This is a genomic window from Rhodococcus koreensis, assembly GCF_017068375.1.
GTDB classification, from domain to species: Bacteria; Actinomycetota; Actinomycetes; order Mycobacteriales; family Mycobacteriaceae; genus Rhodococcus_F; species Rhodococcus_F koreensis.
The window spans coordinates 5,625,981-5,647,598 of sequence record NZ_CP070609.1; the positions used below are offsets into that span (position 1 = coordinate 5,625,981).

Here is a 21,618-nt window from a genome sequence, read left to right on the forward strand (position 1 = left end):
CGGATCGAGCGGTTCTTGTCGGAGGTCGGCGTTACAGTCGAAGCCCTACGAGAGGTGGCGTGCCAGACGGTGGGAAAGAGGCAATCGATGAGCTTTTCGGGCGGCGGCGACTCTGCTCGGAAGACCGATGAGCCCGGGTTGATTCGGGTTGTGCCTGGCGCCGGGTCGGCCGGCATGACCGGGCCGGGATCGCCCGCGCCGCGGCAGTTCGCGTTCACCACCCGTGCCCATGTGGCGGTCGACGACGCGACCGGCGAACCGATCGGACTCGACGAGGTCGACACCCGGGTGCGGTGGCTGCTCGACCTGATTGTGGCGGCCGGCGGCGAGTTGGTGTCGCGGCTGTGGCAGCCGGTCACGTTCGATGTGCTCGCCGCCGGACGGGACCGCCAGGACCGCAGGCTGCCTACTCAGGGGCATGTCGCCGCGGCCCGCCTCGGCTGGAACCCGCAGTACCCGGACGGGGTGTACGTGCCCTCACGAGTGAGCAGGGTGGTGACGGCGCAGGTGATGGCGACCTTGCGGACCCTGGCCTACCGGGACACCGCGGTCACATCGCTCTCGCAGCGATTCGACCCGGCCACCGGCACTCTGGCGCCGCCGACCGAACCGGGCGAATGGGTGCCGCCCGGTTTCGCTCGGGGCGTGCGTCGCCAGCTCATCGCACGCGCCCGCCGCGAGGGCGGGGCGCCCTCGACCCGGTTGCGGATCACCGACGTCCAGGAATCACCGCGGGTCGCGGCGATGGCACGGCTCTCGGCCGCCGACCGGCAGCTCGCACAGATCACCGCGACAGACCGCGAGCTGGTGTTGACGGTGAAACTGCCGACCTGCCCGGCCCCGGCGGGACGGGCGCAGTGGCGCAGTGTCCGGCTGACCGCCACCATCCCCGCGCACCTGCACGGTCGGGCGATCACCGACTGGCATCTCCCGACCCTGATCCTCGACCGGAAGGGGCTGTTGTGGCGGTGCGCCGCGACCGAACTCGTCCCCGACTGTGACCTGGGATCGGCCACCGTCGCGGTGGGGGTCGACTGGTCCCCATCCACACTCGGCGCCGCCGCCATCACCACCGAGAACCCGGACGGGCTGTCCTCGGATTACCGGGGCTTCACCTACGACGACCGCGGCCTCGGGACCAAACTCGCACGCCTACAGGCCGAGGGGCAGATGCTGCACCGCAAGACGGCCCGGTTGACGCGGCTGGCCGCCACCGCCGCACCCGAGGTCCGCGCACAACTCGAGGAGAAGATCGCCGTCCTCAACGAGCACCGCACCGCTGTCGGCGTTAAGCGGGGCAGGATCAACCGAGAACTGGGATTCCACTTCGCCCGCCAGGTCACCGACTACGCCGAGGCGGCGGGCGCGACGGTGATCGCGGTGGAAGATCTCACCACCCTCGAGACCCGCGGGCACGGACATGTCAACAACAACCGGGCCGCGCAGTCCGCCCGCCGTAAAGCGGTCACCGCCCTCGCGCACACCGCCGCCGGTGTGGGCATCGCGGTGGTCTCGGTACCCGCCCGCGGATCCTCCGCACGGTGTCCGGGCTGCGACGAACCGCTCGCCCGCCCCGGCGGCTACCACACCGCGTGGTGTCCCCGCTGCCGGGTCGGCGGCAACCGCGACCACGTCGCCGGGGTGAACCTCGCCAAACGCGCGCTGCTCGGCAGAAGCAAGGTCGCCCATCGGCGGGGGCAGCTGCCCGCGATCCGGGTCGCCGAGCACGCGCCGGTCCGAAAGTCCCGGGACAAGACCAGCCCGACCCCGAGCAGGCCACGGCATCGCCGGGTCCGCCGCAGCCTGCCCACCACAACGCCGCGGTCGGGGGTGACTCCGAAACAGCATGTTCCTGCACTACAAGCGTCGGTGTGGGGCACGGTCAAACCCGCACCACCGCACGGTGATGCGGGTAGCCGTGACAGACGTACATCTCGAACACACGCCACACCAGTGGCAGAGAGTATGAGATCTACGTAGACGCTCGCCACGTCTCCGGATCCGCAGATCGCGCTGGTGAGAATCGAACAGTTCTACCCGCTGCCCGAAACGGAGCTGGCCGACGTCGTCGGCTCCTACCCCAACGCCGAACTGGTATGGGTGCAGGAAGAGCCGAGAAACCAGGGTGCCTGGACGTTCCTCCTCAGCGAACTCGGGACCATCGGCTCGCGTCGCCTCGGCCTCGTGTCGCGCCCGGCGTCCGCCGCCCCGGCGACGGGCTCGAGCAAACGCCACGCCCAGGAACAGAGGAAGCTGATCGACGAGGCGCTGGAGAAGTAGGCCGCGAATCACGGCGTGAGAGCGCGCGTCAGTAGCGCGGTTTGTTACTCGCGGGTAGCGGTGCTCGAACAAGTCGCCGGCGATGCCGCAACGTAACCTGATAGTCGTCGCGATCCGATAGCTGCACGCTGAACCTGTGAAATTTAACCGAACTGACGCGGGAGAACAACAACAATGAGCGCCCATAAGCCGCCGACCATCATCTACACGTTGACCGACGAGGCGCCGCTGCTCGCGACCTACGCCTTCCTGCCGATCGTGCGGACCTTCGCCGGTGCCGCGGGCATCGAGATCGACTCCAGCGACATCTCCGTGGCGTCGCGGATCCTGGCCGAGTTCCCCGAGAACCTCACCGAAGAGCAGCGCGTCCCCGACAACCTCGCCGAGCTGGGTCGCCTGACGCAGCTGCCCGAGACGAACATCATCAAGCTGCCCAACATCAGCGCGTCCGTGCCGCAACTCCTGGCCGCCATCAAGGAACTGCAGGGCAAGGGCTACAAGATTCCCGACTTCCCGGACGACCCCAAGTCCGACGAGGAGCGCGATATCCGTCAGCGCTACGGCAAGATCCTCGGCAGCGCCGTAAACCCGGTCCTGCGTGAGGGCAACTCCGACCGTCGCGCACCCCGGGCCGTCAAGCAGTACGCCCGCAAGCACCCGCACAGCATGGACGAGTGGTCGATGGCATCGCGCAGCCACGTCGCACACATGCGGCACGGCGACTTCTACCACTCCGAGAAGTCGGTGACGCTGGACCGGGCGCGCAAGGTCCGGATGGAACTGGTCACGAAGGCCGGCGAGACGATCGTCCTCAAGCCCGAGGTGGACCTGGGCGAGGGCGACATCATGGACAGCATGTTCATGAGCAAGAAGGCGTTGCTCGACTTCTACGAGGAGCAGATGGAGGACGCGCGCAAGACGGGCGTCATGTTCTCGCTCCACGTCAAGGCGACGATGATGAAGGTATCGCACCCCATCGTCTTCGGCCACGCGGTGAAGACGTTCTACAAGGATGCCTTCGCCAAGCATCAGGCGCTGTTCGACGAACTGGGCGTCAACGTCAACAACGGCCTCGGTGACCTCTACGACAAGATCGAGACGCTGCCCAGCACGCAGCGCGAGGAGATCATCCAGGACCTGCACGACTGCCATGAGCACCGTCCCGAGTTGGCCATGGTCGACTCCGCCCGTGGCATCTCGAACTTCCACTCGCCCAGCGATGTGATCGTGGACGCCTCGATGCCCGCGATGATCCGCTCCGGCGGCAAGATGTACGGCGCGGACGGACGGCCCAAGGACGCCAAGGCCGTGATGCCGGAGTCCACGTTCGCGCGCATCTACCAGGAGATCATCAACTTCTGTAAGACCAACGGCGCATTCGACCCGACGACCATGGGCACCGTCCCCAACGTCGGGCTCATGGCGCAGAAGGCCGAGGAGTACGGCTCGCACGACAAGACCTTCGAGATTCCGGAGGAGGGCGACGCCAACTTCGTGGACGTCGAGACCGGTGAGGTGCTGCTCACCCAGCACGTCGAGGCCGGCGACATCTGGCGCATGTGCACCGTCAAGGACGCGCCGATCCGCGACTGGGTCAAGCTCGCCGTCACCCGGGCACGCAACTCCGGCATGCCGGTCCTGTTCTGGCTCGACCCGTACCGCCCGCACGAGAACGAGCTGATCAAGAAGGTCAACCTGTACCTGAAGGATCACGACACCGAGGGCCTCGACATCCAGATCATGTCGCAGGTGCGTTCGATGCGGTACACCCTGGAACGCCTGATCCGAGGGCTGGACACCATCGCCGCGACCGGCAACATTCTGCGCGACTACCTCACCGACCTGTTCCCGATCCTGGAACTCGGCACCAGCGCGAAGATGCTGTCCATCGTGCCGCTGATGGCCGGTGGCGGCATGTACGAGACGGGTGCCGGCGGCTCGGCGCCCAAGCACGTCAAGCAGCTGGTGGAGGAGAACCACCTGCGCTGGGATTCGCTCGGTGAGTTCCTGGCGTTGGCCGTCAGCCTGGAAGAACTCGGCACCAAGACCGACAACGAGCGCGCGAAGATCCTCGCGAAGACGCTCGATGCGGCCACCGGCAAGCTGCTCGACGAGAACAAGAACCCGTCGCGCAAGACCGGTGAGCTCGACAACCGGGGCAGCCAGTTCTACCTCGCGAAGTACTGGGCGCAGGAACTTGCCGCGCAGAGCGAGGACAAGGAACTGGCGGAACGCTTCGCCACGCTCACCCAGGCGCTGGACGAGAACGAAGACACCATCGTGCGGGAGCTCATCGAGGTGCAGGGAACCGCGGTCGACATCGGCGGCTACTACAAGCTGGACGGCGACAAGACCGCCGCTGTGATGCGTCCGAGCGCGACGTTGAACAGCGCGCTGGAGGCCGTGCAAAGCTGAGCCTGAACCACGACACCCCCGGGTCGGACCCGGGGGTGTCGTGGTTTATCGGAACTGTTCCCGTACAACATAATTCAGTGATAGCGATGCCTGTGCCGTGGTTGCGGGGCAATGGCCGGTCGTGGTCCCTCCCCCTTCCTTGCCTCCGCTGCGGACGATGAGTGCCGTCTTCCAGTGACGAAATGCGGTCAGCTGCCGAAGATTTTGCCCAGATCTCCCGCGTCGGGGATGGCGGCGGCGGGTGGCGCGGGGGCGACGCTCGGCACGGTGACCACCGAGGATGCTTGCTCCACGGTGTAGGCGGTCATCGGGAACTGGACCAGGAATTGCTCGATGCCGGGGTAGTCGGACACCCACAGGGCCGGGGCGTTGCCCTCCCGCCCGCAGGAGGCGAGTGCGACATAGGAGCCGTCGGGGACGTCGAGCACCGACTGGGTGGTGGTCCCGGGTGGTATGTCGTCGTGCTGGTAGAGGGACTGTCCGGGGCCGACGACTTCGGCAACCGGTGGGAGCACGCCGTCGGGGGCGAGGGCGAGCGAGGTCGTGCAGCCGATGGTGGCACCGGTGTTGTTGGTGATCGTGTTGGTGACGGTCGATCCGTCGACGCCGAAGGCGTAGGTGACATCGGTGGCTTCCGCGGCCGATGCCGGGGCTGCGGCGATGGCCAGGGGGATGGTCGCTGCGGCGAGGAGGGTGGTGCGGGTGATCGTGCGCATCCTGGTGTCCTGTTCGTCGGGGCGTGAGTCGTCCTCTGTGAATGGTGCAGCAAAAAGCGACCGATCGGAATGGTTTTGGTGAATTGCGGGCACTCCCGGTCGGTGGACATGCTCGCGCGCTGCTGTCAGGACCGTGTGGACGTGCGCTCCGGCCACCCGACGCTGGAGAGTGCTCCGCGCAGTACGGATTCGTAGATCGCGTCCAGATCCAGTTCGTTGCCGAGGAAGTCGGTGTTCACCAGCATCACGAAGCCGTGCATGGCGGCGAAGACGCTGACGGCGGCGTCGAGGGTGTCTTCGGGTGGCAGTCCGCACGACGCCAGCATTGTGCGTAGTGCCGTGTTGGCGTCGAGTGCGGCGGAGATGAAGGCGTCCCGGTCGACGGGGCTGGTGGTGAGTGTCTGGTACCGGTGCGGATGTGCGGTCGCCCAGGCGCGGTGCGCGTCGACGAGGGCGCGGAGGCCGTCGGGACCGGTTCGGCCCATGGCGATTTCGCGCAGGTGCGCGCCGAGTTCTGTCATGGTGCGCACCTGAACGGCGCCGCGGATGTCGTCGAGGTTGCGGACGTGGTTGTACAGCGAGGCGGTGACGACGTTCAGCCGGGCCGAGAGGCTCGTCATCGACAGTTGCTCCCAGCCGAGTTCGTCGATGATCTCGATGGCGGCATCGACGACCTTGTCTCGGGTGAGGGTGCGACGTCGGATCGGTGCGTTCTGTCCTTTCGCCATGGCCTCAGCATACGGTCTTCCATTCTAAATGAAAGTGTGTAGTTTAAGACGCATCACATTCGTTTATCGATCGAGGAGCAGTGAATGACCGCATCTCGGATTGATCTGAAATCCCCCGATGTCTACACCGAGGGAGTGCCCTACGCGTTCTTCGACCACCTGCGGTCGAGCGAACCCGTCTACTGGCAACCCGAGGAGAACGGCACCGGATTCTGGGCGGTGACCAGGCACGCCGACGTCGTCGCCGTGTCCCGCGACAGCGCGACCTTCTCGTCGGCGGTGGGCACCACCCAGATCGACGACTTCGACGAGCAGACCCGCGCGAAGCAGGCCGCCATGCTCGTCAACCTCGACCCGCCCGACCACACCCGGTTGCGGCACCTGGTCAGCCGCGGATTCACCCCGCGCACGGTGAAGGTGCTCGAGGGCCACATCCGCGACATCTGCACCCGGATCGTCGACCGACTCCTCGAGGCGCGTGACGTCGACTTCGTCCCCGAGGCGGCGGCGCCGCTACCGCTCGAGGTCATCGCGGCACTGCTGGGTGCGCCGCCCGGGGACGTCGACAGGCTGTACGACTGGTCCAACCGGATGATCGGCTTCGACGATCCCGAGTACGGCACCACCCAGGCCGACGGGGAGATGGCTGCGGCCGAGATCTTCCTGTACGCGAACGAGCTTGCCGCGCAACGCCGCATCGAGCCGCGGGACGACATCGTCACCACACTCGTGCAGCCGGACGAGAACGGCGACACGCTCACCGAGATGGAATTCAACATGTTCTTCGTCCTGCTCGTGGTGGCGGGGAACGAGACGACGCGCAACGCGACCGCCGGTGGGATGCAGGCGTTCATCGACCATCCCGATCAGTGGCGGCGACTGCAGTCCGAGCCCGAACTGGTCGCGAGCGCGGTGGAGGAGATCCTGCGGTGGGTGACCCCGGTGATGGATTTCCGGCGCACCGCCACCCGGGACGCGTACATCGGCGACCAGTTGGTTCGGGCCGGCGACAAGGTGGTGATCTACTACCCGAGCGCGAACCGGGATGAGGCGGTATTCGACGAACCGTACCGGTTCGACATCGGCCGGAGTCCCAACCCGCAGATCGCGTTCGGCGGAAGCGGGGTGCACTTCTGCCTCGGTGCGCACCTGGCGCGACTCGAACTGAGGATTCTGTTCGAGACCCTCGCCGCGCGGATTGACCACGTGGAACCCACCGGGCCGGTGTCCCGGCTGCGGTCGAATTTCATCAGCGGCATCAAGACGATGCCCGTGCGGATTCACCCGCGCAGTCCGGTGTGAGACCCCGGTTTTCGTTGCCACCCGGCGGTAACTGTAGTAGCGTCCAGACACGTGTCCAGTAGTATGAATTTCGAGTCCACTCGCCGCCGTCTGACCGAGAAGCAGGCCGACACCGTCGACCGCCTCACCCGGGCGGCCGTCGAAGTACTGCGTGAAGAGGGCTTCGCAGGGCTCACCGTCCGCTCGGTGGCCGGGATCGCCGGGGTCGCACCCGCCACGGCCTACACGTACTTCTCGTCGAAGGAGCACCTCGTCGCCGAGGTCTTCTGGCGGCGTCTCGCCGCCGCACCGCAGCCGGCGGACGAGGGACTCGACCGCACCGGACGCGTGGTCGCCGTGCTCCGCCACATCGCCCTGCTGGTGGCGGACGAACCCGAACTCGCCGGAGCCGTCACCAACGCGCTACTCGGCCGCGACCCCGACGTGGAGCACCTCCGCGCCCGCATCGGGCTCGAGATCCGGGATCGCCTCGCCACCGCACTGGGCGACGGCCACGATCCCGACGTCCTCGAGGCGCTGGAGCTGCTGTACGCCGGCGGCCTGGTCCGCGCGGGAATGGGATACGGGTCCTACGCCCAATTCGCCGATCGACTCGAAACTTCCGCCAAGCTGATTCTGGAGTAGATGCCATGACCGCAGCCTCGATGCCCGGGGTGTCACACAATCCGGTGACGTTCAATCCGTACGACTATGGCTTTCACGAAGACCCGTACGTCACGTATCGAAGACTGCGGGAAGAAGCACCGGCCTACTACAACGAGGAACTCGACTTCTGGGCGTTGTCCCGGCACGAGGACGTCGTCGCGGCCTTCCGCGACAACCAGCGCCTGTCGAGCGCGAACGGGGTGTCGCTCGACCCGGCGGCCTACGGTCCGCACGCCCACAAGACGATGTCCTTTCTTGCACTGGATGATCCGCGGCACATGCGGATGCGTCAGTTGGTGTCCCGCGGGTTCACCCCGAGGCGGGTGAACGAACTCGAGGGGCGGATCCTGGACCTGACCCGGCAGTACCTCGACCCGGCACTCGAGGTGGGCGAGTTCGACTGGATCGCCGAGTTCGCGGGCAAACTGCCGATGGACGTGATCTCGGAACTGATGGGGGTACCGGAGGCCGATCGCGTCGAACTCCGCCGCCTCGCCGATCTGGTGGTGCATCGCGAGGAGGGCGTCCTCGACGTGCCGCACGCGGCGATGGAGGCGTCGCTCTACCTCGTCGGCTACTACGCCGACATGCTGGCGGAGCGGCGCAGGAAGCCGACCGAGGATCTGACGTCCGCGCTGCTCGAGGCGGAGATCGACGGCGACCGGCTCACCGACGACGAGATCATCGCGTTCATGTTCCTGATGGTGGTGGCGGGCAACGAGACCACCACCAAGCTGCTCGGCAATGCGCTTTACTGGGGGTTCCGCTATCCGGGCGAGGCCAGGCAGGTGTTCGAGGACGCGAGCCGGGTGCCGGACTGGGTGGAGGAGACGCTCCGCTTCGACACATCCAGCCAGATGGTCGCGCGGACGGCGGCCGTCGACTTGGACTTCCACGACCGGACAATCCCCGCCGGCGACAAGGTGCTGATCCTCATCGGCTCAGCGAACCGCGACTCGGCGGTATTCGAGGACGCCGACGAATACCGGATCGGCCGGGACACATCCAACAAGCTGGCGAGCTTCGGCGGCGGCACCCACTTCTGCCTCGGCGCCCACATGGCTCGGCTCGAAGCACGGATCGCGCTCACCGAACTCGTTTCCCGCATAGACGATTACGACGTCGACGAGGCAAACAGCGTGCGGGTCCACTCGACCAACGTCCGTGGTTTCGCCACCCTTCCCCTGAAAGTGCAGGTCCGCGATGCCTAGGTTCGAACCCAATCCGCAGCGCCGGCCGTCGATCGTCGCCGGGGCGTCGTCGGGCATCGGCACGGCGACGGCCTACGCGCTCGCTGAGGCAGGCCACCCCGTCGCGCTCGGCGCCCGCCGGGTCGCGGAGTGCGAGGAGATCGCGGAGAAGATCCGCAGCAACGGGGGAGAAGCGTTCGCGCACTTCCTCGACGTCACCGACACCGCGTCGGTCGACGACTTCGTCACCGCGGCGGAGAACGCGCTCGGCCCCACCGAAATCGCGTTGTCGGGAGCCGGCGACCTCGAGTTCTCCGTCGCACACGAGATGGACCCGGAGCAGTTTCTGGACCAGGTCAACGTCCACCTCGTCGGGGCGCAGCGTCTCGCGCACCGCCTCCTTCCCGGCATGATCGAACGCCGGCGCGGAGACTTCGTCCTCATCGGATCCGACTGTGCGGACTCGCCCCGGCCCCGGATGGGCGCCTACAACGCCGGTAAGGCCGGTGTCGAAATGATGGGCAGGCAGATGCGGATGGAACTGGAGGGCACCGGTGTCCGGGCCTCGGTTGTGCGCCCGGGGCCCACCCAGACGTCGATGGGGATGAACACCACCGAGGAGGTCATCGGACCCGTCCTCGAAGACTGGGCGAAATGGGGATTCGCCCGGCACTCGTACTTCCTGCGCGCCTCCGCGATCGCCGACGCCGTCGTCGCCACCGTCAGTGCGCCCCGCGGCGCACACCTGGTGCTGATCGAGGTGCAGCCCGAGGCGCCCCTGCGAAAGGATGGAGAATGAATCCGGCTAGCCCGCAACGTGTGTCCGGCGGTGAGCACGAGCACGGACATCTCGACGAGCTGCGCACCGACCCGATCGCGCTGATGCGCCGCGTCCGGGAGGAATGCGGAAACGTCGGCGTCTTCCAGCTCGCGGACAAGAAGGTGGTGTTGCTGTCCGGCGCCGAGGCCAACGAGTTCTTCTTCCGCTCCACCGACGAGGATCTCGACCAGCAGGCCGCCTACCCGTTCATGAAGCCGATCTTCGGCGAGGGGGTCGTGTTCGACGCGAGTCCCGAGCGTCGCAAGGAGATGCTGCACAACCAGGCGCTGCGTGGTGAGCAGATGAAGGGGCACGCCGCGACGATCGCCCACGAGGTCGACCGGATGGTGGCGCAGTGGGGCGACGAGGGCGAGATCGATCTGCTCGAATTCTTCGCGGAGTTGACCATCTATACGTCCTCGGCCTGTCTGATCGGCACGAAGTTCCGGGAACAACTCGACGGCCGGTTCGCGCACCTGTACCACGAACTCGAGCAGGGTACCGACCCCATCGCCTACGTCGACGCGTACGCCGACATCGAGAGCTTCCGCCGACGGGACGAGGCGCGGGTGCAGTTGGTGGCCCTCGTCCAGGACATCATGAACGGGCGCATCGAGAACCCTCCGCAGGGCAAGGAGGACAGGGACATGCTCGACGTGCTCGTCTCGATCAAGGACGAGAACGGCAACGAGCGTTTCACCGCCGACGAGATCACCGGCATGTTCATCTCGATGATGTTCGCCGGGCATCACACGACGTCCGGCACCGCGGCCTGGACGCTGATCGAACTGCTGCGGCACCCGGACTACGCCAAGCAGGTGGTCGCGGAACTCGACGACCTCTATTCGGACGGCTCCGACATCAGCTTCGGAGCGCTCAGGCAGATCCCGAAACTCGAAGCGGTCCTGAAGGAGACGCTGCGTCTGCACCCTCCGCTGATCATCCTGCTGCGCGTCGCGCGGGGCGAGTTCGAGGTCGGCGGCTACCGGATCGCGGAGAACGATCTGGTGGCGGCGACGCCGGCGATCTCCAACCGGATCGCGGAGGACTTCCCGAACCCGGACACGTTCGATCCGCAACGCTACATCGACCCCAACCAGGAAGACATCGTCAACCGCTGGACGTGGATTCCGTTCGGCGCGGGCAGGCACCGCTGCGTCGGAGCGGCGTTCGCGCTGATGCAGCTGAAGGCGATCTTCTCGATCCTCCTGCAGGACTGGGAGTTCGAGATGGCGCAACCGTCCGAGACGTACCGCAACGATCACAGCAAGATGGTGGTGCAGCTGCAGCAGCCCTGCACCGTGAGGTACCGGAAGCGAAGCACGTGATGAAAGTCGAAGCCGATCTCGACCTGTGCCAGGGCCATGCCGTGTGTGAGATGGAGGCACCCGACGTCTTCGCCGTCCCCAAACACGGCAAGGTCGAGATCCTCGACAGCAACCCACCCGAGAATCAGCGCGCGGAGGTCGAGAGCGCCGTGCGTTTCTGCCCGACCCAGGCCCTGCGGATCGTCGCGGACACCGACTCAGAAGGAGAATCCTGATGGCCCCTTTCGACCGCGCCGAACTCGACGAGATGGTGCAGCGCTGGGTGGACGAGAACAAGCGGTGCGAGTCGCTCGGCGACTGGAAGCCGCTGGCCGAGATGTACACCGAGGACGCCACGTACGGGTGGAACTACGGGCCGAAGGACGACTTCATGGCCGTCGGCCGGGACGAGATTCGCGACCTGGCGCTCGGGCAGGAAATGGACGGCCTCGAGGGCTGGGAATATCCGTATCAGCAGTTCGTCATCGACGACAGCAGCGGCGACGTCATCGGATTCTGGAAGCAGGTGTCCGAACGCACCCGCGACGACGGCACCCACTATCAGGTCACCGGGATCGGCGGCAGCTGGTTTCGGTACGGCGGCAACTTCCAATGGTCCTGGCAGCGTGACTTCTTCGACTTCGGCAACGTCTCGAGCCTGTTCCTCGAGATGATCACGAACAACGCGATGTCCGACGGCATGAACGCGCGGATCCAGCGCGCGACGTCCGGTCGGCTGCCGGGGTGGTACCCGGTCGGGAAGGCCCCGGTCTCGCTGTGGTGAGCACGGTGAAGGTTCCGGCATCGTTCGCGGATCTGTCCCGCGAGGATCTGGCGATCCTCGTGCCGGAACTGCTGCTGTGTGGTCACCTCATCGACCGCTCCGGGATGCCGCACCTGATTGGGGCGTTCGGCCGCGAGGGCATGACGCAGGTCGCGATCGAGGAATGGATGGCGTCGAGCCCGATCTACGCGCGGCGGATGCAACGCGCGCTGGGGTTCGAGGGCGACGGCGTCGTGACGATCTTCAAGGGCCTGCAACTCGACATCGGTGCGCCGCCGCAGTTCATGGACTTCCGGTACCGCGTCACCGATCACGACCACGGCGAATTCTGGCTGGATCACTGCGGGGCGCTGATGGACGTCGAACCGATGGGCGACGAGTACGTCACGGCCATGTGCCACGACATCGAGGACCCGACGTTCGACGCCACCGCCCTGGCCACCAACCCGCACGCGCAGGTGCGGCCCGTGCACCGTCCGCCGCGACGGCCCGCGGACCGGACACCGCACTGCCTCTGGACGGTCACCATCGACGACACGAACGAGCCACCGCCGGTCCCGGAAGGGCTGGTGACGGTGGGGAAGTCGCGGGCGGCGACGGTGGGGCTGTCGCCGATCGACACCGGCGGTCCGGGACAGCACGACTACGCGGGCGCGCTCCTCGCCGACCTGCGGTTCCCGGACTTCTCCCATTCGGCGCTGACCCGGATCGCGGAGGAGGTGTGCGTGCAGCAGCACCTGCTGACGCTCGGTTTCCTGCTCGCGGTGCGGGCACGCACGGATGCCGGCGCCGCGCTCGACATCGCCCGCAAACAACTCACCGGAATCGCCGGCCTCACGTCGGAGCGGATCCGGAACGCGCTGGGCCTGCCTGCGGATCTGGAGGGGCTGGCCGTCGTCCTCGTCGTGCACCCGGCGCTGAATCCCCGTCAGTACGTGGACGTCACGATCGCCCTCGGCGACCGATTGCTGCTGACCCTGGGCCGCGAGTGCGGCGCGTCGGAGGACGGGGCGTGGCCGTCCATGATCGACGGTGAGCATCTCGCGCCGTTGACCGCCCTGGTGCGCGGGGTGTCGCCGAAGTTCGCCGTGCAGGTGGTCGAGGAGACGGACACGGCGCTGACGGTGGAGGTCGTGACCGGTGAACCGCCGGCGAAGGAGGCACCCGAAGTCGCGCTCACCCGGTTCAGCACCGGGGCCGATTTCGCCTTCACCGATCGAGGGATTCCCCTCCCACTCACCGTCGTCTGAGAGGACACTCCCGTGGCCTACAACCTGGCAGATCTGTTCGAGCACTCCGTCGACGTGATGCCGGAGCGGGTGGCGCTGATCTGCGGCGCTCGCCGCGTCACGTACCGGGAACTGGAGGACCGCGCCAACCGGTTGGCCCACCACTTCCTGGACGCAGGACTGACCGCCGGTTCGCACATCGGCGTGCACCTGCACAACTCCATCGAGACCATGGAGACGCTGGTGGCGGCGTACAAGATCCGCGCGGTGCCGGTGAACATCAACTACCGGTACACCAGCGATGAACTCGCCTACGTGTACGGCAACGCGGAACTCGACGCCGTGGTCCACCATCGGATCTACTCGCCGCGCATCGCGGAGGTCCTGCCCTCGCTGCCGAGGATCCGGCACACCGTCGTCGTCGAGGACGATCTCGGCGGCGCCGGTCTGCCCAGCGGCTCCGTCCCGTACGAGGAGGCGCTGTCCGGCAGCGGCGACCGCGACTTCGGCGAGCGCAGTTCCGAAGACCTGTTCATCATGTACACCGGCGGCACCACGGGACGTCCGAAGGGTGTGGTGTGGACGCACGAGGCCATCTGGCGCGTCCTCGCCGGCGGTCTCGACTTCTACACCGGTGAGGCGATCGACGACGAGCACCAGCAGTCGCGGGTCGGATCGCAGGGGGAGCCGACGCTGTGGTTCGCGTTGCCGCCGCTGATCCACGCCGCCGCGATGATGCCGACGTTCACCGCGCTGTTCAGCGGGAACACGGTGCTGCTGGAATCGAAATTCGACGCCGACCGGACGTGGGACCTCGTCGAGCGGCACCGGGTGCAGATCCTCATCATCACCGGCGACGCGATGGGGCGGCCGCTGATCGAGGCCCTCGACCCGTCCCGGACCGACACGTCGAGTCTCGGTGTGGTCGCGTCGGGAGCCGCGCTGTTCTCCCCGGTGATCAAGGACGCATTCCTCGAGGCGTTCCCCGGGCTGCTGGTGTCCGATTCGATCGGCGCGTCCGAGACCGGTTTCGGCGGAATCGGTTTCGCGACCAAGGGGGAGACGCAGGTGGGTGGTCCCCGGGTCCCGCCGGGGCGGTACGCGCTGGTGATCGACGACGCGGGGCGTCCCGTCGAACCGGGCTCCGGGGTCGACGGCTGGTTCGCCAAGGGCGGCTACGTTCCGCTGGGCTACTACAACGACCCGGAGAAGACCCGAGAGATCTTCCGTGAGGTCGACGGACGATCGGTGGTCGTCACCGGCGACCGCGCGCGGATCGAGGCCGACGGGTCGATCACGCTGCTCGGTCGCGGCAACATGGTGATCAACACCGGCGGCGAGAAGGTGTTCGCCGAGGAGGTCGAGAGCGCGGTGAAGGCGTACCGCGACGTGTACGACGCCATCGTGGTCGGCGTTCCCGACGAACGGTGGGGGCACCGGGTGTCCGCGGTTGTGCAGGCGCGCGACGGCCGGGGCGTCGACTTCGCCGGCCTCGAGCAGCACGTGCGGCAGAGCCTGGCCGGCTACAAGATTCCGAGGCTGGTGTGGGTGGAAGACGCCGTCCATCGCACACCGAGCGGCAAACCCGACTACCGCTGGGCCCAGGGCGTCACCAAGCAGCGCGGCCCCGACCACCGCACGTGAGTGGCGAAGTGTGCTCCCGCACGCTTCGCCACTCACATACGGGTCAGGCGGGAGCGCGGACGACCAGGACCGTTCCCGGGAACTCGGCGGCGAGTTCCTGACGGCTGTGCTTCACGGCCGCGGTGCCGTAGCCCTTCTTCCGGGCGTCGGGGGAGATCCAGATCGCGACGTCGACCTCGCGTCCCGACAACTCGCCGAACACCATGCCGACGGCCGTGTTCTCTTCGGTGTCCTCACACACGAACCACGCGGCGGACTCGTCGTCGACCCGGCTCAGGCCCTCCGCGCGCTCCTTCTCGACCCGCTCCTCGGACCATTGCGTGCCCGCGTCGTCGACCTGTTCGACGCAGCGGCGCCGGAACAGTTCGGCGTCCTCGTCGGTTTCGGTGAACGGGCGGAGGCGGAAGTTCCGGCCGGTGCTCGCAGGCCGGTCCGTCGACGTCCACTCCAGCGTGGCGTCGAGGTCCTTCAGTTCCGTCTGGATGCGGCGCCGCTCGACCTTGGTGAGACGGCGAAAGGTCAGGTTGAGGACGGCTTCCGCGTACGCCTCGGTCGTCTCGAGGAGCCCGGCGACGGTGGTGAGGGCCTCGGCGTGGTCCTCACTGTCGACGACGGCGTCGAGAACCTCGTGCCGCTGCTCCAGTGCGCGCAGCAGGACCGCGGTGAGCTCTCGACGGTCGTGTATCCGATCTTGAACCTGTGTACTCATCTGCAATTCCTCGCCCTCGGCCGTCCTACAAGTCTGTACGCGTCAATACTGCAAGAAGTCCTCCGACATGGCACGCGTTACCCGACGGTACATACAACTGCTATCGGGGTGTGCAGACGACGACGGGGATCGTGCGGTCCGTCCAGGCCTGGTAGTTGTCGAAGTCCGCGTACATGTCGACGAGCCGCGGCCACAGCCGCGCGCGTTCCCCGGGGTCCGCCACCTGGGCGGTCATCGGCCGGATCCGCGACTTCACCTGGACGGTCACCTGCGGGTTCGCGCGCAGGTTGAGGTACCACATCGGGTGCTTCGGGAGGCCGCCCTGCGACGCGACGAGGATGATGCGGTCGCCGTCCTCGAGGAACAGCAGCGGGCTGATCCGGGGCTCGCCGCTCTTACGGCCGGTGGTGGTGAGCAGGCAGACGGGCAACCCGCGCGGGAAGGCGCTGCCGACGCGCCATTTGCTGCCCAGTCGCCCGCCCGTCCGCCGGTACAGCACGACGTTGATCTTCGACATCCACTTGATGAGGGAGGCCGTCCACTTCGAGTCGAGACCGGGCGGTCGAGCGGAGCGAGGGGAATTTGGCTCGGGTCGGGCGGGGGCGGGCGCATTCATCGGGCGGCCCTAGATCCGCTCGATGATGGTGCCGGTGGCCAGTGCGCCGCCGGCGCACATCGTGATCAGGGCCGTCGACCCGTCGGTGCGCTCGAGTTCGTGCAGCGCCGTCGTGATGAGCCGGGACCCGGTGCTGCCCACGGGATGTCCGAGTGCGAGCGCGCCGCCGTTGACGTTCACCCTGTCCATGTCGGGCTCGTGCACCGACGCCCACGACAGCAGGACCGAGGCGAACGCCTCGTTCACCTCGAACAGGTCGAGGTCGCCGATCTTCATGCCGCTGCGTTCGAGGACGCGCGCCGTGGCCTGGACAGGTCCGTCGAGGTGGAATTCGGGTTCGGAACCGACGAGCGCCTGGGAGATGATGCGGGCCCGCGGTTTCAGGCCGAGGGCGCGCGCCCTGGCCTCGTCCATGAGCATGACGGCGGCGGCGCCGTCGGAGATCTGCGAGGAGGTGCCCGCCGTGTGGATGCCGCCCTCGAGTACGGGCTTCAGCCTGGCGAGCGATTCCGCGGTAGTGTCGCGCAGACCCTGATCGCGCGTCACGATCCGGGTCTCCCCGGTGAGGTTGCCGTCCTTGTCGACGACGGGCGCCGCCACCTGCAGCACTTCCCGGTCGAAGCGTCCTTCGTCCCACGCCTGCTTGGCACGGGCCTGCGAACGCACTCCGAGGGCTTCGACGTCGGCGCGGGTGATTCCGCGGCGGCGGGCGATGCGCTCGGCGGCCTCGAACTGATTGGGCATGTCGATGTCCCAGTCGGCGGGCCTGCGTGGGCCGGCGTTCTCCCCGACGTTCGCCCCGAGCGGCACCTGGCTCATGGCCTCGATGCCGCAGGCGATTCCGACGTCGATCGCGTCCGTGGCGATCAGGCCCGCGATCAGATGGTTGGCCTGCTGCGCGGAGCCGCACTGACAGTCGATCGTGGTGGCGCCGACCTGCCAGGGCAGTCCGGCGTGCAGCCACGCGGTTCGGGTGATGTTGTTCGATTGCGCACCGGCCTGGGTGACGCAACCACCGATCACCTGCTCCACCAGGTCGGGGTCGATGCCGGAGCGGTCGAGGATGCCCCGCTGAGCGGCGCCGAGGATCTCGGCGGCGTGCAATCCGGACAGCCAGCCACCGCGCTTTCCTATGGGGGTGCGAACTGCCTCGACGATGACGGGTGTGCCCACGGCGGGCTCCTTTCCTTGTTCTCAGAAAATAGAACAGGTTCTGCTGTCTGGGCAAGGTCTGATTGAGCTTTCCTTTGCTAGTCGCCCGGCTTGTGCTTCAATGCTAGTAGAACGTGTTCCACATCACTGAGTGGTGTATGGCTTAGGGCAGGAGACAGCAGTGGCGCAGCCCAATCTTCCAGAGGGTTTCGACTTCACCGACCCGGACATCTACGCAGAACGCATCCCCTACCAGGAGTTCGCCGAACTGCGGAAGACTGCGCCGATCTGGTGGAACCCGCAGCCGCCGGAGATCGGTGGCTTCCACGACGACGGCTACTGGGTCGTCAGCAAGCTCGAGGACGTCAAAGAGGTGTCGCGGCGCAGCGACGTCTTCTCCACCCACGAGAACACCGCGATCGTGCGCTTCGCCGACGACATTCCGCGCGAGAACATCGAGATGCAGCGCTTCATCCTCATCAACAAAGACGCTCCCGAGCACACGAAACTCCGCAAACTCGTCTCCCGCGGCTTCACACCCCGCGCGATCAACAGCCTGCGCGAAGAACTCACCGAGCGCGCCGAGAAGATCGTGAAGGAGGCCGCCGAATCGGGGGCCGGCGACTTCGTCACCCAGGTGGCATGTGAGCTTCCGCTGCAGGCGATCGCCGAACTGCTCGGCGTGCCGCAGGAGGATCGGCTGAAGGTGTTCGACTGGTCGAACCAGATGACGGGCTACGACGACCCAGAACTGGACATCGACCCACAGGCCGCGTCGATGGAGATCCTCGGCTACGCGTACCAGATGGCGGACGAGCGCAAGAAGTGCCCCGCCGACGACATCGTCACGACGCTGATCGAAGCGGACATCGATGGAAATGAGCTCTCTCCCGAGGAATTCGGCTTCTTCGTGATCCTGCTGGCGGTCGCCGGCAACGAGACCACCCGCAATGCCATCACACACGGCATGATGGCGTTCCTCGACCATCCCGATCAGTGGGAGCTCTACAAGAAGGAGCGTCCCAAGACGGCGGCGGACGAGATCGTCCGGTGGGCGACACCGGTCAACTCGTTCCAGCGCACCGCACTGGAAGACACCGAGCTCGGCGGCGTGCACATCAAGAAGGGGCAGAGGGTCGTAATGCTGTACGGCTCTGCGAATTTCGACGAGGACGCATTCGAGAATCCCGAGAAGTTCGACATCCTGCGGGAGAACAACCCGCACGTCGGGTTCGGCGGTACGGGCGCGCACTTCTGCCTCGGAGCCAACCTCGCCCGCCTCGAAATCGACCTGATCTTCAATGCGATTGCGGATCACCTGCCGGATATCAGTAAGCTGGGAGATCCGCGGCGGTTGCGCTCGGGCTGGCTCAACGGTATCAAGGAGTTTCAGGTCGATTACAAGACTGCGTCAGGCGGTTGCCCGGTCAGGCACTGACCCCACTGATTCAGCGGCGTCGGAGGGCACCCTCATCCTCTCCGACGCCGCTGTTCCCTTTCTGTCCGAGGAGGGTGGGAGCAGGTCATGACTGTGCGGTCCATCGTCCACGACCCGGGTGCCGGTTTCTCGGCGCCGGGAGATCCGAGCGTCACTGCCGCCCTCGACGCGTTCCTTCGCCGCCTGGACGCCGCTCCTCGCCTGCTCGGGTTCGGCGAGCCCATGCACGGGGAGGAGAGCTTTCTGCTGCTCCGCAATCAGATGTTCCGATACCTCGTCGAACACGAGGGCTATCGATCCATCGCGATCGAAAGCAGTTGCCTGAAAGGGATACTCGTCGACTCCTTCGTGCGGGGCACGAACGGCGTGCCACTCGACGACGTCATGGAACACGGTTTCAGCCACGGCTTCGGAGAGTCCCGGGCCAACCGCGACCTTATCCGATGGATGGCCGACCACAACAGCCGACGCGAAGCGGGCGAGCACGTGCGGTTCTTCGGTTTCGACGCCCCCATCGAGATGACGTCCGCCGACAGCCCCCGGCAGGCCCTGACCTTCCTCGACACCTACCTGCGGACCCACCTCGACGAGCGGGATCTGCCCTGCACTCCGGACCGGATCTCCGCCCTGATCGGCGACGACGACCGCTGGAGCGACCCGGCCGTCGCCATGGACCCGGCCCGATCCGTCGGTGCCACCGCCGAGGCCGGACAGTTGCGTCTGATCGCCGACGACCTGATGACGCTGCTGGCCTCGGAGGCGCCTCGCCTCGTCGCTGCGGGCACGCGAGACGAATGGTGGGAGGCCGAACTGCACGGTCGCGTCGCCACCCGCCTGCTCAGCTATCACGCCGGAATGGCAGAGAACTCCCCACGCCGCATTGCCCGCCTTCTGGGGATCCGCGACACCCTCATGGCGGACAACCTGTCCGCGCTGGTGCGGAGGGAGGCGGATCGGGGGCCGACATTCGTCTTCGCCCACAACGGCCATCTGCTGAAGGGCGAAACCCACTGGGATCTCGCCGGAATGCACCTGCACTGGTGGTGCGCCGGCGCCCACCTGGACCTGCGGTTCGGCGACGCGTACACGGTCATCGGTTCCGCGGTCGGTGAGGCGCCCGGTCACGGCATCGGACAGCCGCCACCGGGCACCCTCGAGGATCTGCTCTTCGCGGTCGGCGAGAGTTGTCTCGTGCCTGCCGCGGCGATGGCGGACGCCGTCCGCGGCGCACAGAAGCGCGCCGACCCGTCGAGCAACTCCACGTACTTCCCGCTCGACCCCGCGTGCCTCGGCGAACTCGATGCCGTCCTCTTCGTCCGGCACCTCGACGAGGCCGCCGGGTGATCCGAATCCTCAGACCTTGCGCAGCGTCTTCATCGCCCGCTCGACCTCCCAGAAGGCCCGCAGCGACGTGATCTTGCCTTCGTCGTCCACGCGGTAGACGAACACGCCCTCGGCGTCGATCTGCGATCCCGCCACCGTCGACCGGATGGTCCCGATGTTCACGTTCTCGTTGCCGCACACCAGTGAATCGGTGATGAGGAATTCGAGCGATTCGGTGGTCGCGATCGTCATGTCGTAGAACCGGGAGATCGCATCGAGGCCGTGGTGCCCGTTCCCTTCGGGGTCGAAACCCGAAGGGCCGACGGGATCTTCGACACATGCGTCCTCGGCGAACAGGGCCAGCCACTCCTCCTTGCGCCTGCCGCTGGCCGCCGCGCGGGACGCCTGTCCGGCGAGGCGGGCAGGATGGTCGGTCGTCGTCATGTCCACACTCCTATCCGATGTACTGATCGGCGAACTTGCGCAGCGACTCCTGCTTGGCGTCGAGCGGTCCGTCGAAGCCGATGCCGTCGAACACCCACGGGACGACGATCGTGTCGGTCACCCCGGCGTCCGCGAGTTCGGCGTAGCCGTCCTTGCCGAAACGGTCGATGCAGACGGTCTGGATCTCGTACGGCAGATCGGCCCGGCCGTACTCCTGCCGCAATTCCCGCAGTCGCGCGATGACCTGGACGAGATCGTCGAACTTGATCATCGCCGACGTCCAGCCGTCACCGACCCGGGCGGCGCGCCGGAGTGCGACGTCGGTGTGGCCGCCGACGTAGAACGGCACCGGCTTCGTCGGGGCCGGGCTCATCTGCAGGCGGTCGAAGTCGTAGAACTCACCGTGATACTCGACCATCCCGCCGCCGAGGATCAGTTTGATGACGTCGATCATCTCGTCGACGCGGGCGCCGCGTTTCGCGTACGGCACGCCGCACCATTCGAATTCCTCGGGTGCCCAGCCGATCCCGACACCGAAACCGAACCGGTTGCCGATCAGGTTGGCCACCGATCCCACCTGGCGGGCCAGGAGCACCGGATTGCGGGACCCCAGCTTGAGGACCTGGGTGTAGAACTCGATCTTCGACGTCACCGCACCCATGGCGGCCGCCGCGATCAGCGGATCCACCCACGGCGTCTCCTCGGTCCACATCCGGGAGCCGTCCGGTGTGTACGGGTAGTCCGCGCTCTGCTTCTCCATGAAGAACAGCGAGTCGGGGAGTGCAATCGACGAGAACCCGCACTCCTCAGCTGTTTTCGCGAGAGCCGGCAACTGATCGAGGGGATTCATGGCGATGCCGACGGTGAATTTCACTG

21 protein-coding genes are annotated in these 21,618 nt (G+C 66.8%); 14 read left to right on the forward strand and 7 right to left on the reverse strand.

The window, feature by feature from the left end; all coding sequences use genetic code 11:
- Positions 1-174: 174 nt before the first annotated feature.
- The 3 genes from JWS14_RS25835 (at position 175) to JWS14_RS25845 (ending at position 4,695) form a co-directional block, all read left to right on the forward strand.
- Positions 175-1,980 carry a zinc ribbon domain-containing protein gene (locus JWS14_RS25835; RefSeq protein ID WP_072947815.1) on the forward strand — a complete coding sequence of 602 codons (1,806 nt, stop codon included), beginning with the start codon at positions 175-177 and terminating at the stop codon, positions 1,978-1,980.
- A 33-nt stretch (positions 1,981-2,013) separates the two neighbouring features.
- Positions 2,014-2,280, forward strand: coding sequence for a hypothetical protein (locus JWS14_RS25840; protein ID WP_255315029.1), 267 nt, complete (start codon positions 2,014-2,016; stop codon positions 2,278-2,280).
- Positions 2,281-2,454: 174 nt separating this feature from the next.
- Positions 2,455-4,695, forward strand: a complete 2,241-nt coding sequence (locus tag JWS14_RS25845) for an NADP-dependent isocitrate dehydrogenase (protein WP_072947817.1) — start codon at positions 2,455-2,457, stop codon at positions 4,693-4,695.
- Positions 4,696-4,883: 188 nt separating this feature from the next.
- Here the strand turns inward: JWS14_RS25845 and JWS14_RS25850 are convergent, their stop codons facing one another.
- Positions 4,884-5,411 (reverse strand): hypothetical protein, encoded by a 528-nt coding sequence (locus tag JWS14_RS25850; protein ID WP_206014731.1) that lies wholly within the window; start codon positions 5,409-5,411, stop codon positions 4,884-4,886.
- A 125-nt stretch (positions 5,412-5,536) separates the two neighbouring features.
- Positions 5,537-6,139: a TetR/AcrR family transcriptional regulator gene (locus JWS14_RS25855; protein WP_072947822.1), complete on the reverse strand. Its 603-nt coding sequence runs from the start codon at positions 6,137-6,139 to the stop codon at positions 5,537-5,539.
- Between the two features lie 84 nt (positions 6,140-6,223).
- Between JWS14_RS25855 and JWS14_RS25860 the strand changes: the two genes are divergently transcribed.
- From JWS14_RS25860 to JWS14_RS25900, 9 genes are all read left to right on the forward strand, one after another.
- Positions 6,224-7,441 carry a cytochrome P450 gene (locus tag JWS14_RS25860; RefSeq protein ID WP_074933788.1) on the forward strand — a complete coding sequence of 406 codons (1,218 nt, stop codon included), beginning with the start codon at positions 6,224-6,226 and terminating at the stop codon, positions 7,439-7,441.
- 63 nt (positions 7,442-7,504) lie between these two features.
- Positions 7,505-8,065: a TetR/AcrR family transcriptional regulator gene (locus JWS14_RS25865; RefSeq protein WP_072947826.1), complete on the forward strand. Its 561-nt coding sequence runs from the start codon at positions 7,505-7,507 to the stop codon at positions 8,063-8,065.
- A 5-nt stretch (positions 8,066-8,070) separates the two neighbouring features.
- Positions 8,071-9,297, forward strand: a complete 1,227-nt coding sequence (locus JWS14_RS25870) for a cytochrome P450 (RefSeq protein ID WP_072947828.1) — start codon at positions 8,071-8,073, stop codon at positions 9,295-9,297.
- Positions 9,290-10,075, forward strand: a complete 786-nt coding sequence (locus JWS14_RS25875; RefSeq protein WP_206014732.1) for an SDR family oxidoreductase — start codon at positions 9,290-9,292, stop codon at positions 10,073-10,075. The genes JWS14_RS25870 and JWS14_RS25875 overlap by 8 nt, the downstream gene beginning before the upstream one ends.
- Positions 10,072-11,424: a cytochrome P450 gene (locus JWS14_RS25880; RefSeq protein ID WP_206014733.1), complete on the forward strand. Its 1,353-nt coding sequence runs from the start codon at positions 10,072-10,074 to the stop codon at positions 11,422-11,424. The genes JWS14_RS25875 and JWS14_RS25880 overlap by 4 nt, the downstream gene beginning before the upstream one ends.
- Positions 11,424-11,639 carry a ferredoxin gene (locus JWS14_RS25885; RefSeq protein WP_206014734.1) on the forward strand — a complete coding sequence of 72 codons (216 nt, stop codon included), beginning with the start codon at positions 11,424-11,426 and terminating at the stop codon, positions 11,637-11,639. The genes JWS14_RS25880 and JWS14_RS25885 overlap by 1 nt, the downstream gene beginning before the upstream one ends.
- Positions 11,639-12,187 (forward strand): Cif family virulence factor, encoded by a 549-nt coding sequence (locus JWS14_RS25890; RefSeq protein WP_206014735.1) that lies wholly within the window; start codon positions 11,639-11,641, stop codon positions 12,185-12,187. The genes JWS14_RS25885 and JWS14_RS25890 overlap by 1 nt, the downstream gene beginning before the upstream one ends.
- Complete coding sequence (locus tag JWS14_RS25895) at positions 12,181-13,437, forward strand: hypothetical protein (RefSeq protein ID WP_206014737.1); 1,257 nt, start codon at positions 12,181-12,183, stop codon at positions 13,435-13,437. The genes JWS14_RS25890 and JWS14_RS25895 overlap by 7 nt, the downstream gene beginning before the upstream one ends.
- Before the next feature lie 12 nt (positions 13,438-13,449).
- On the forward strand, positions 13,450-15,060 hold the full coding sequence (locus JWS14_RS25900; protein WP_206014738.1) for an acyl-CoA synthetase: 1,611 nt from the start codon (positions 13,450-13,452) through the stop codon (positions 15,058-15,060).
- 43 nt (positions 15,061-15,103) lie between these two features.
- On the opposite strand, the gene JWS14_RS25905 is transcribed toward JWS14_RS25900, so the two are convergent.
- The 3 genes from JWS14_RS25905 to JWS14_RS25915 all read right to left on the reverse strand — a co-directional run bounded on the left by JWS14_RS25905 (position 15,104) and on the right by JWS14_RS25915 (position 17,558).
- Positions 15,104-15,769, reverse strand: coding sequence for a GNAT family N-acetyltransferase (locus JWS14_RS25905; RefSeq protein ID WP_206014739.1), 666 nt, complete (start codon positions 15,767-15,769; stop codon positions 15,104-15,106).
- Between the two features lie 100 nt (positions 15,770-15,869).
- Entirely contained in the window at positions 15,870-16,385 is a 516-nt protein-coding gene (locus JWS14_RS25910) for a nitroreductase family deazaflavin-dependent oxidoreductase (protein WP_072947849.1), read from the reverse strand.
- A 9-nt stretch (positions 16,386-16,394) separates the two neighbouring features.
- Complete coding sequence (locus JWS14_RS25915) at positions 16,395-17,558, reverse strand: steroid 3-ketoacyl-CoA thiolase (RefSeq protein ID WP_072947852.1); 1,164 nt, start codon at positions 17,556-17,558, stop codon at positions 16,395-16,397.
- Between the two features lie 160 nt (positions 17,559-17,718).
- On the opposite strand from JWS14_RS25915, the gene JWS14_RS25920 reads away from it, so the two are divergent.
- Together JWS14_RS25920 and JWS14_RS25925 are read left to right on the forward strand one after the other, a co-directional pair.
- Positions 17,719-18,975 (forward strand): cytochrome P450, encoded by a 1,257-nt coding sequence (locus JWS14_RS25920; protein ID WP_206014740.1) that lies wholly within the window; start codon positions 17,719-17,721, stop codon positions 18,973-18,975.
- Between the two features lie 87 nt (positions 18,976-19,062).
- Positions 19,063-20,319, forward strand: a complete 1,257-nt coding sequence (locus JWS14_RS25925; RefSeq protein WP_095863229.1) for an erythromycin esterase family protein — start codon at positions 19,063-19,065, stop codon at positions 20,317-20,319.
- A 9-nt stretch (positions 20,320-20,328) separates the two neighbouring features.
- Here JWS14_RS25925 and JWS14_RS25930 read toward each other — a convergent pair whose 3' ends face one another.
- Both JWS14_RS25930 and JWS14_RS25935 read right to left on the reverse strand, forming a co-directional pair.
- Positions 20,329-20,742: a nuclear transport factor 2 family protein gene (locus JWS14_RS25930; RefSeq protein ID WP_206014741.1), complete on the reverse strand. Its 414-nt coding sequence runs from the start codon at positions 20,740-20,742 to the stop codon at positions 20,329-20,331.
- Between the two features lie 10 nt (positions 20,743-20,752).
- A complete protein-coding gene (locus JWS14_RS25935; RefSeq protein WP_206014743.1) occupies positions 20,753-21,616 on the reverse strand; it encodes a TIGR03619 family F420-dependent LLM class oxidoreductase in 864 nt (287 codons plus the stop codon).
- Positions 21,617-21,618 lie beyond the last annotated feature (2 nt).

Coding starts and splice junctions, on each gene's coding strand:
- JWS14_RS25890 (WP_206014735.1), top strand. CDS start 11,639: ATGGCCCCTTTCGACCGCGCCGAACTCGACGAGATGGTGCAGCGCTGG.
- JWS14_RS25835 (WP_072947815.1), top strand. CDS start 175: ATGACCGGGCCGGGATCGCCCGCGCCGCGGCAGTTCGCGTTCACCACC.
- JWS14_RS25880 (WP_206014733.1), top strand. CDS start 10,072: ATGAATCCGGCTAGCCCGCAACGTGTGTCCGGCGGTGAGCACGAGCAC.
- JWS14_RS25925 (WP_095863229.1), top strand. CDS start 19,063: ATGACTGTGCGGTCCATCGTCCACGACCCGGGTGCCGGTTTCTCGGCG.
- JWS14_RS25870 (WP_072947828.1), top strand. CDS start 8,071: ATGACCGCAGCCTCGATGCCCGGGGTGTCACACAATCCGGTGACGTTC.
- JWS14_RS25845 (WP_072947817.1), top strand. CDS start 2,455: ATGAGCGCCCATAAGCCGCCGACCATCATCTACACGTTGACCGACGAG.
- JWS14_RS25860 (WP_074933788.1), top strand. CDS start 6,224: ATGACCGCATCTCGGATTGATCTGAAATCCCCCGATGTCTACACCGAG.
- JWS14_RS25930 (WP_206014741.1), bottom strand. CDS start 20,742: ATGACGACGACCGACCATCCTGCCCGCCTCGCCGGACAGGCGTCCCGC.
- JWS14_RS25910 (WP_072947849.1), bottom strand. CDS start 16,385: ATGAATGCGCCCGCCCCCGCCCGACCCGAGCCAAATTCCCCTCGCTCC.
- JWS14_RS25905 (WP_206014739.1), bottom strand. CDS start 15,769: ATGAGTACACAGGTTCAAGATCGGATACACGACCGTCGAGAGCTCACC.
- JWS14_RS25885 (WP_206014734.1), top strand. CDS start 11,424: ATGAAAGTCGAAGCCGATCTCGACCTGTGCCAGGGCCATGCCGTGTGT.
- JWS14_RS25850 (WP_206014731.1), bottom strand. CDS start 5,411: ATGCGCACGATCACCCGCACCACCCTCCTCGCCGCAGCGACCATCCCC.
- JWS14_RS25875 (WP_206014732.1), top strand. CDS start 9,290: ATGCCTAGGTTCGAACCCAATCCGCAGCGCCGGCCGTCGATCGTCGCC.
- JWS14_RS25855 (WP_072947822.1), bottom strand. CDS start 6,139: ATGGCGAAAGGACAGAACGCACCGATCCGACGTCGCACCCTCACCCGA.
- JWS14_RS25865 (WP_072947826.1), top strand. CDS start 7,505: ATGAATTTCGAGTCCACTCGCCGCCGTCTGACCGAGAAGCAGGCCGAC.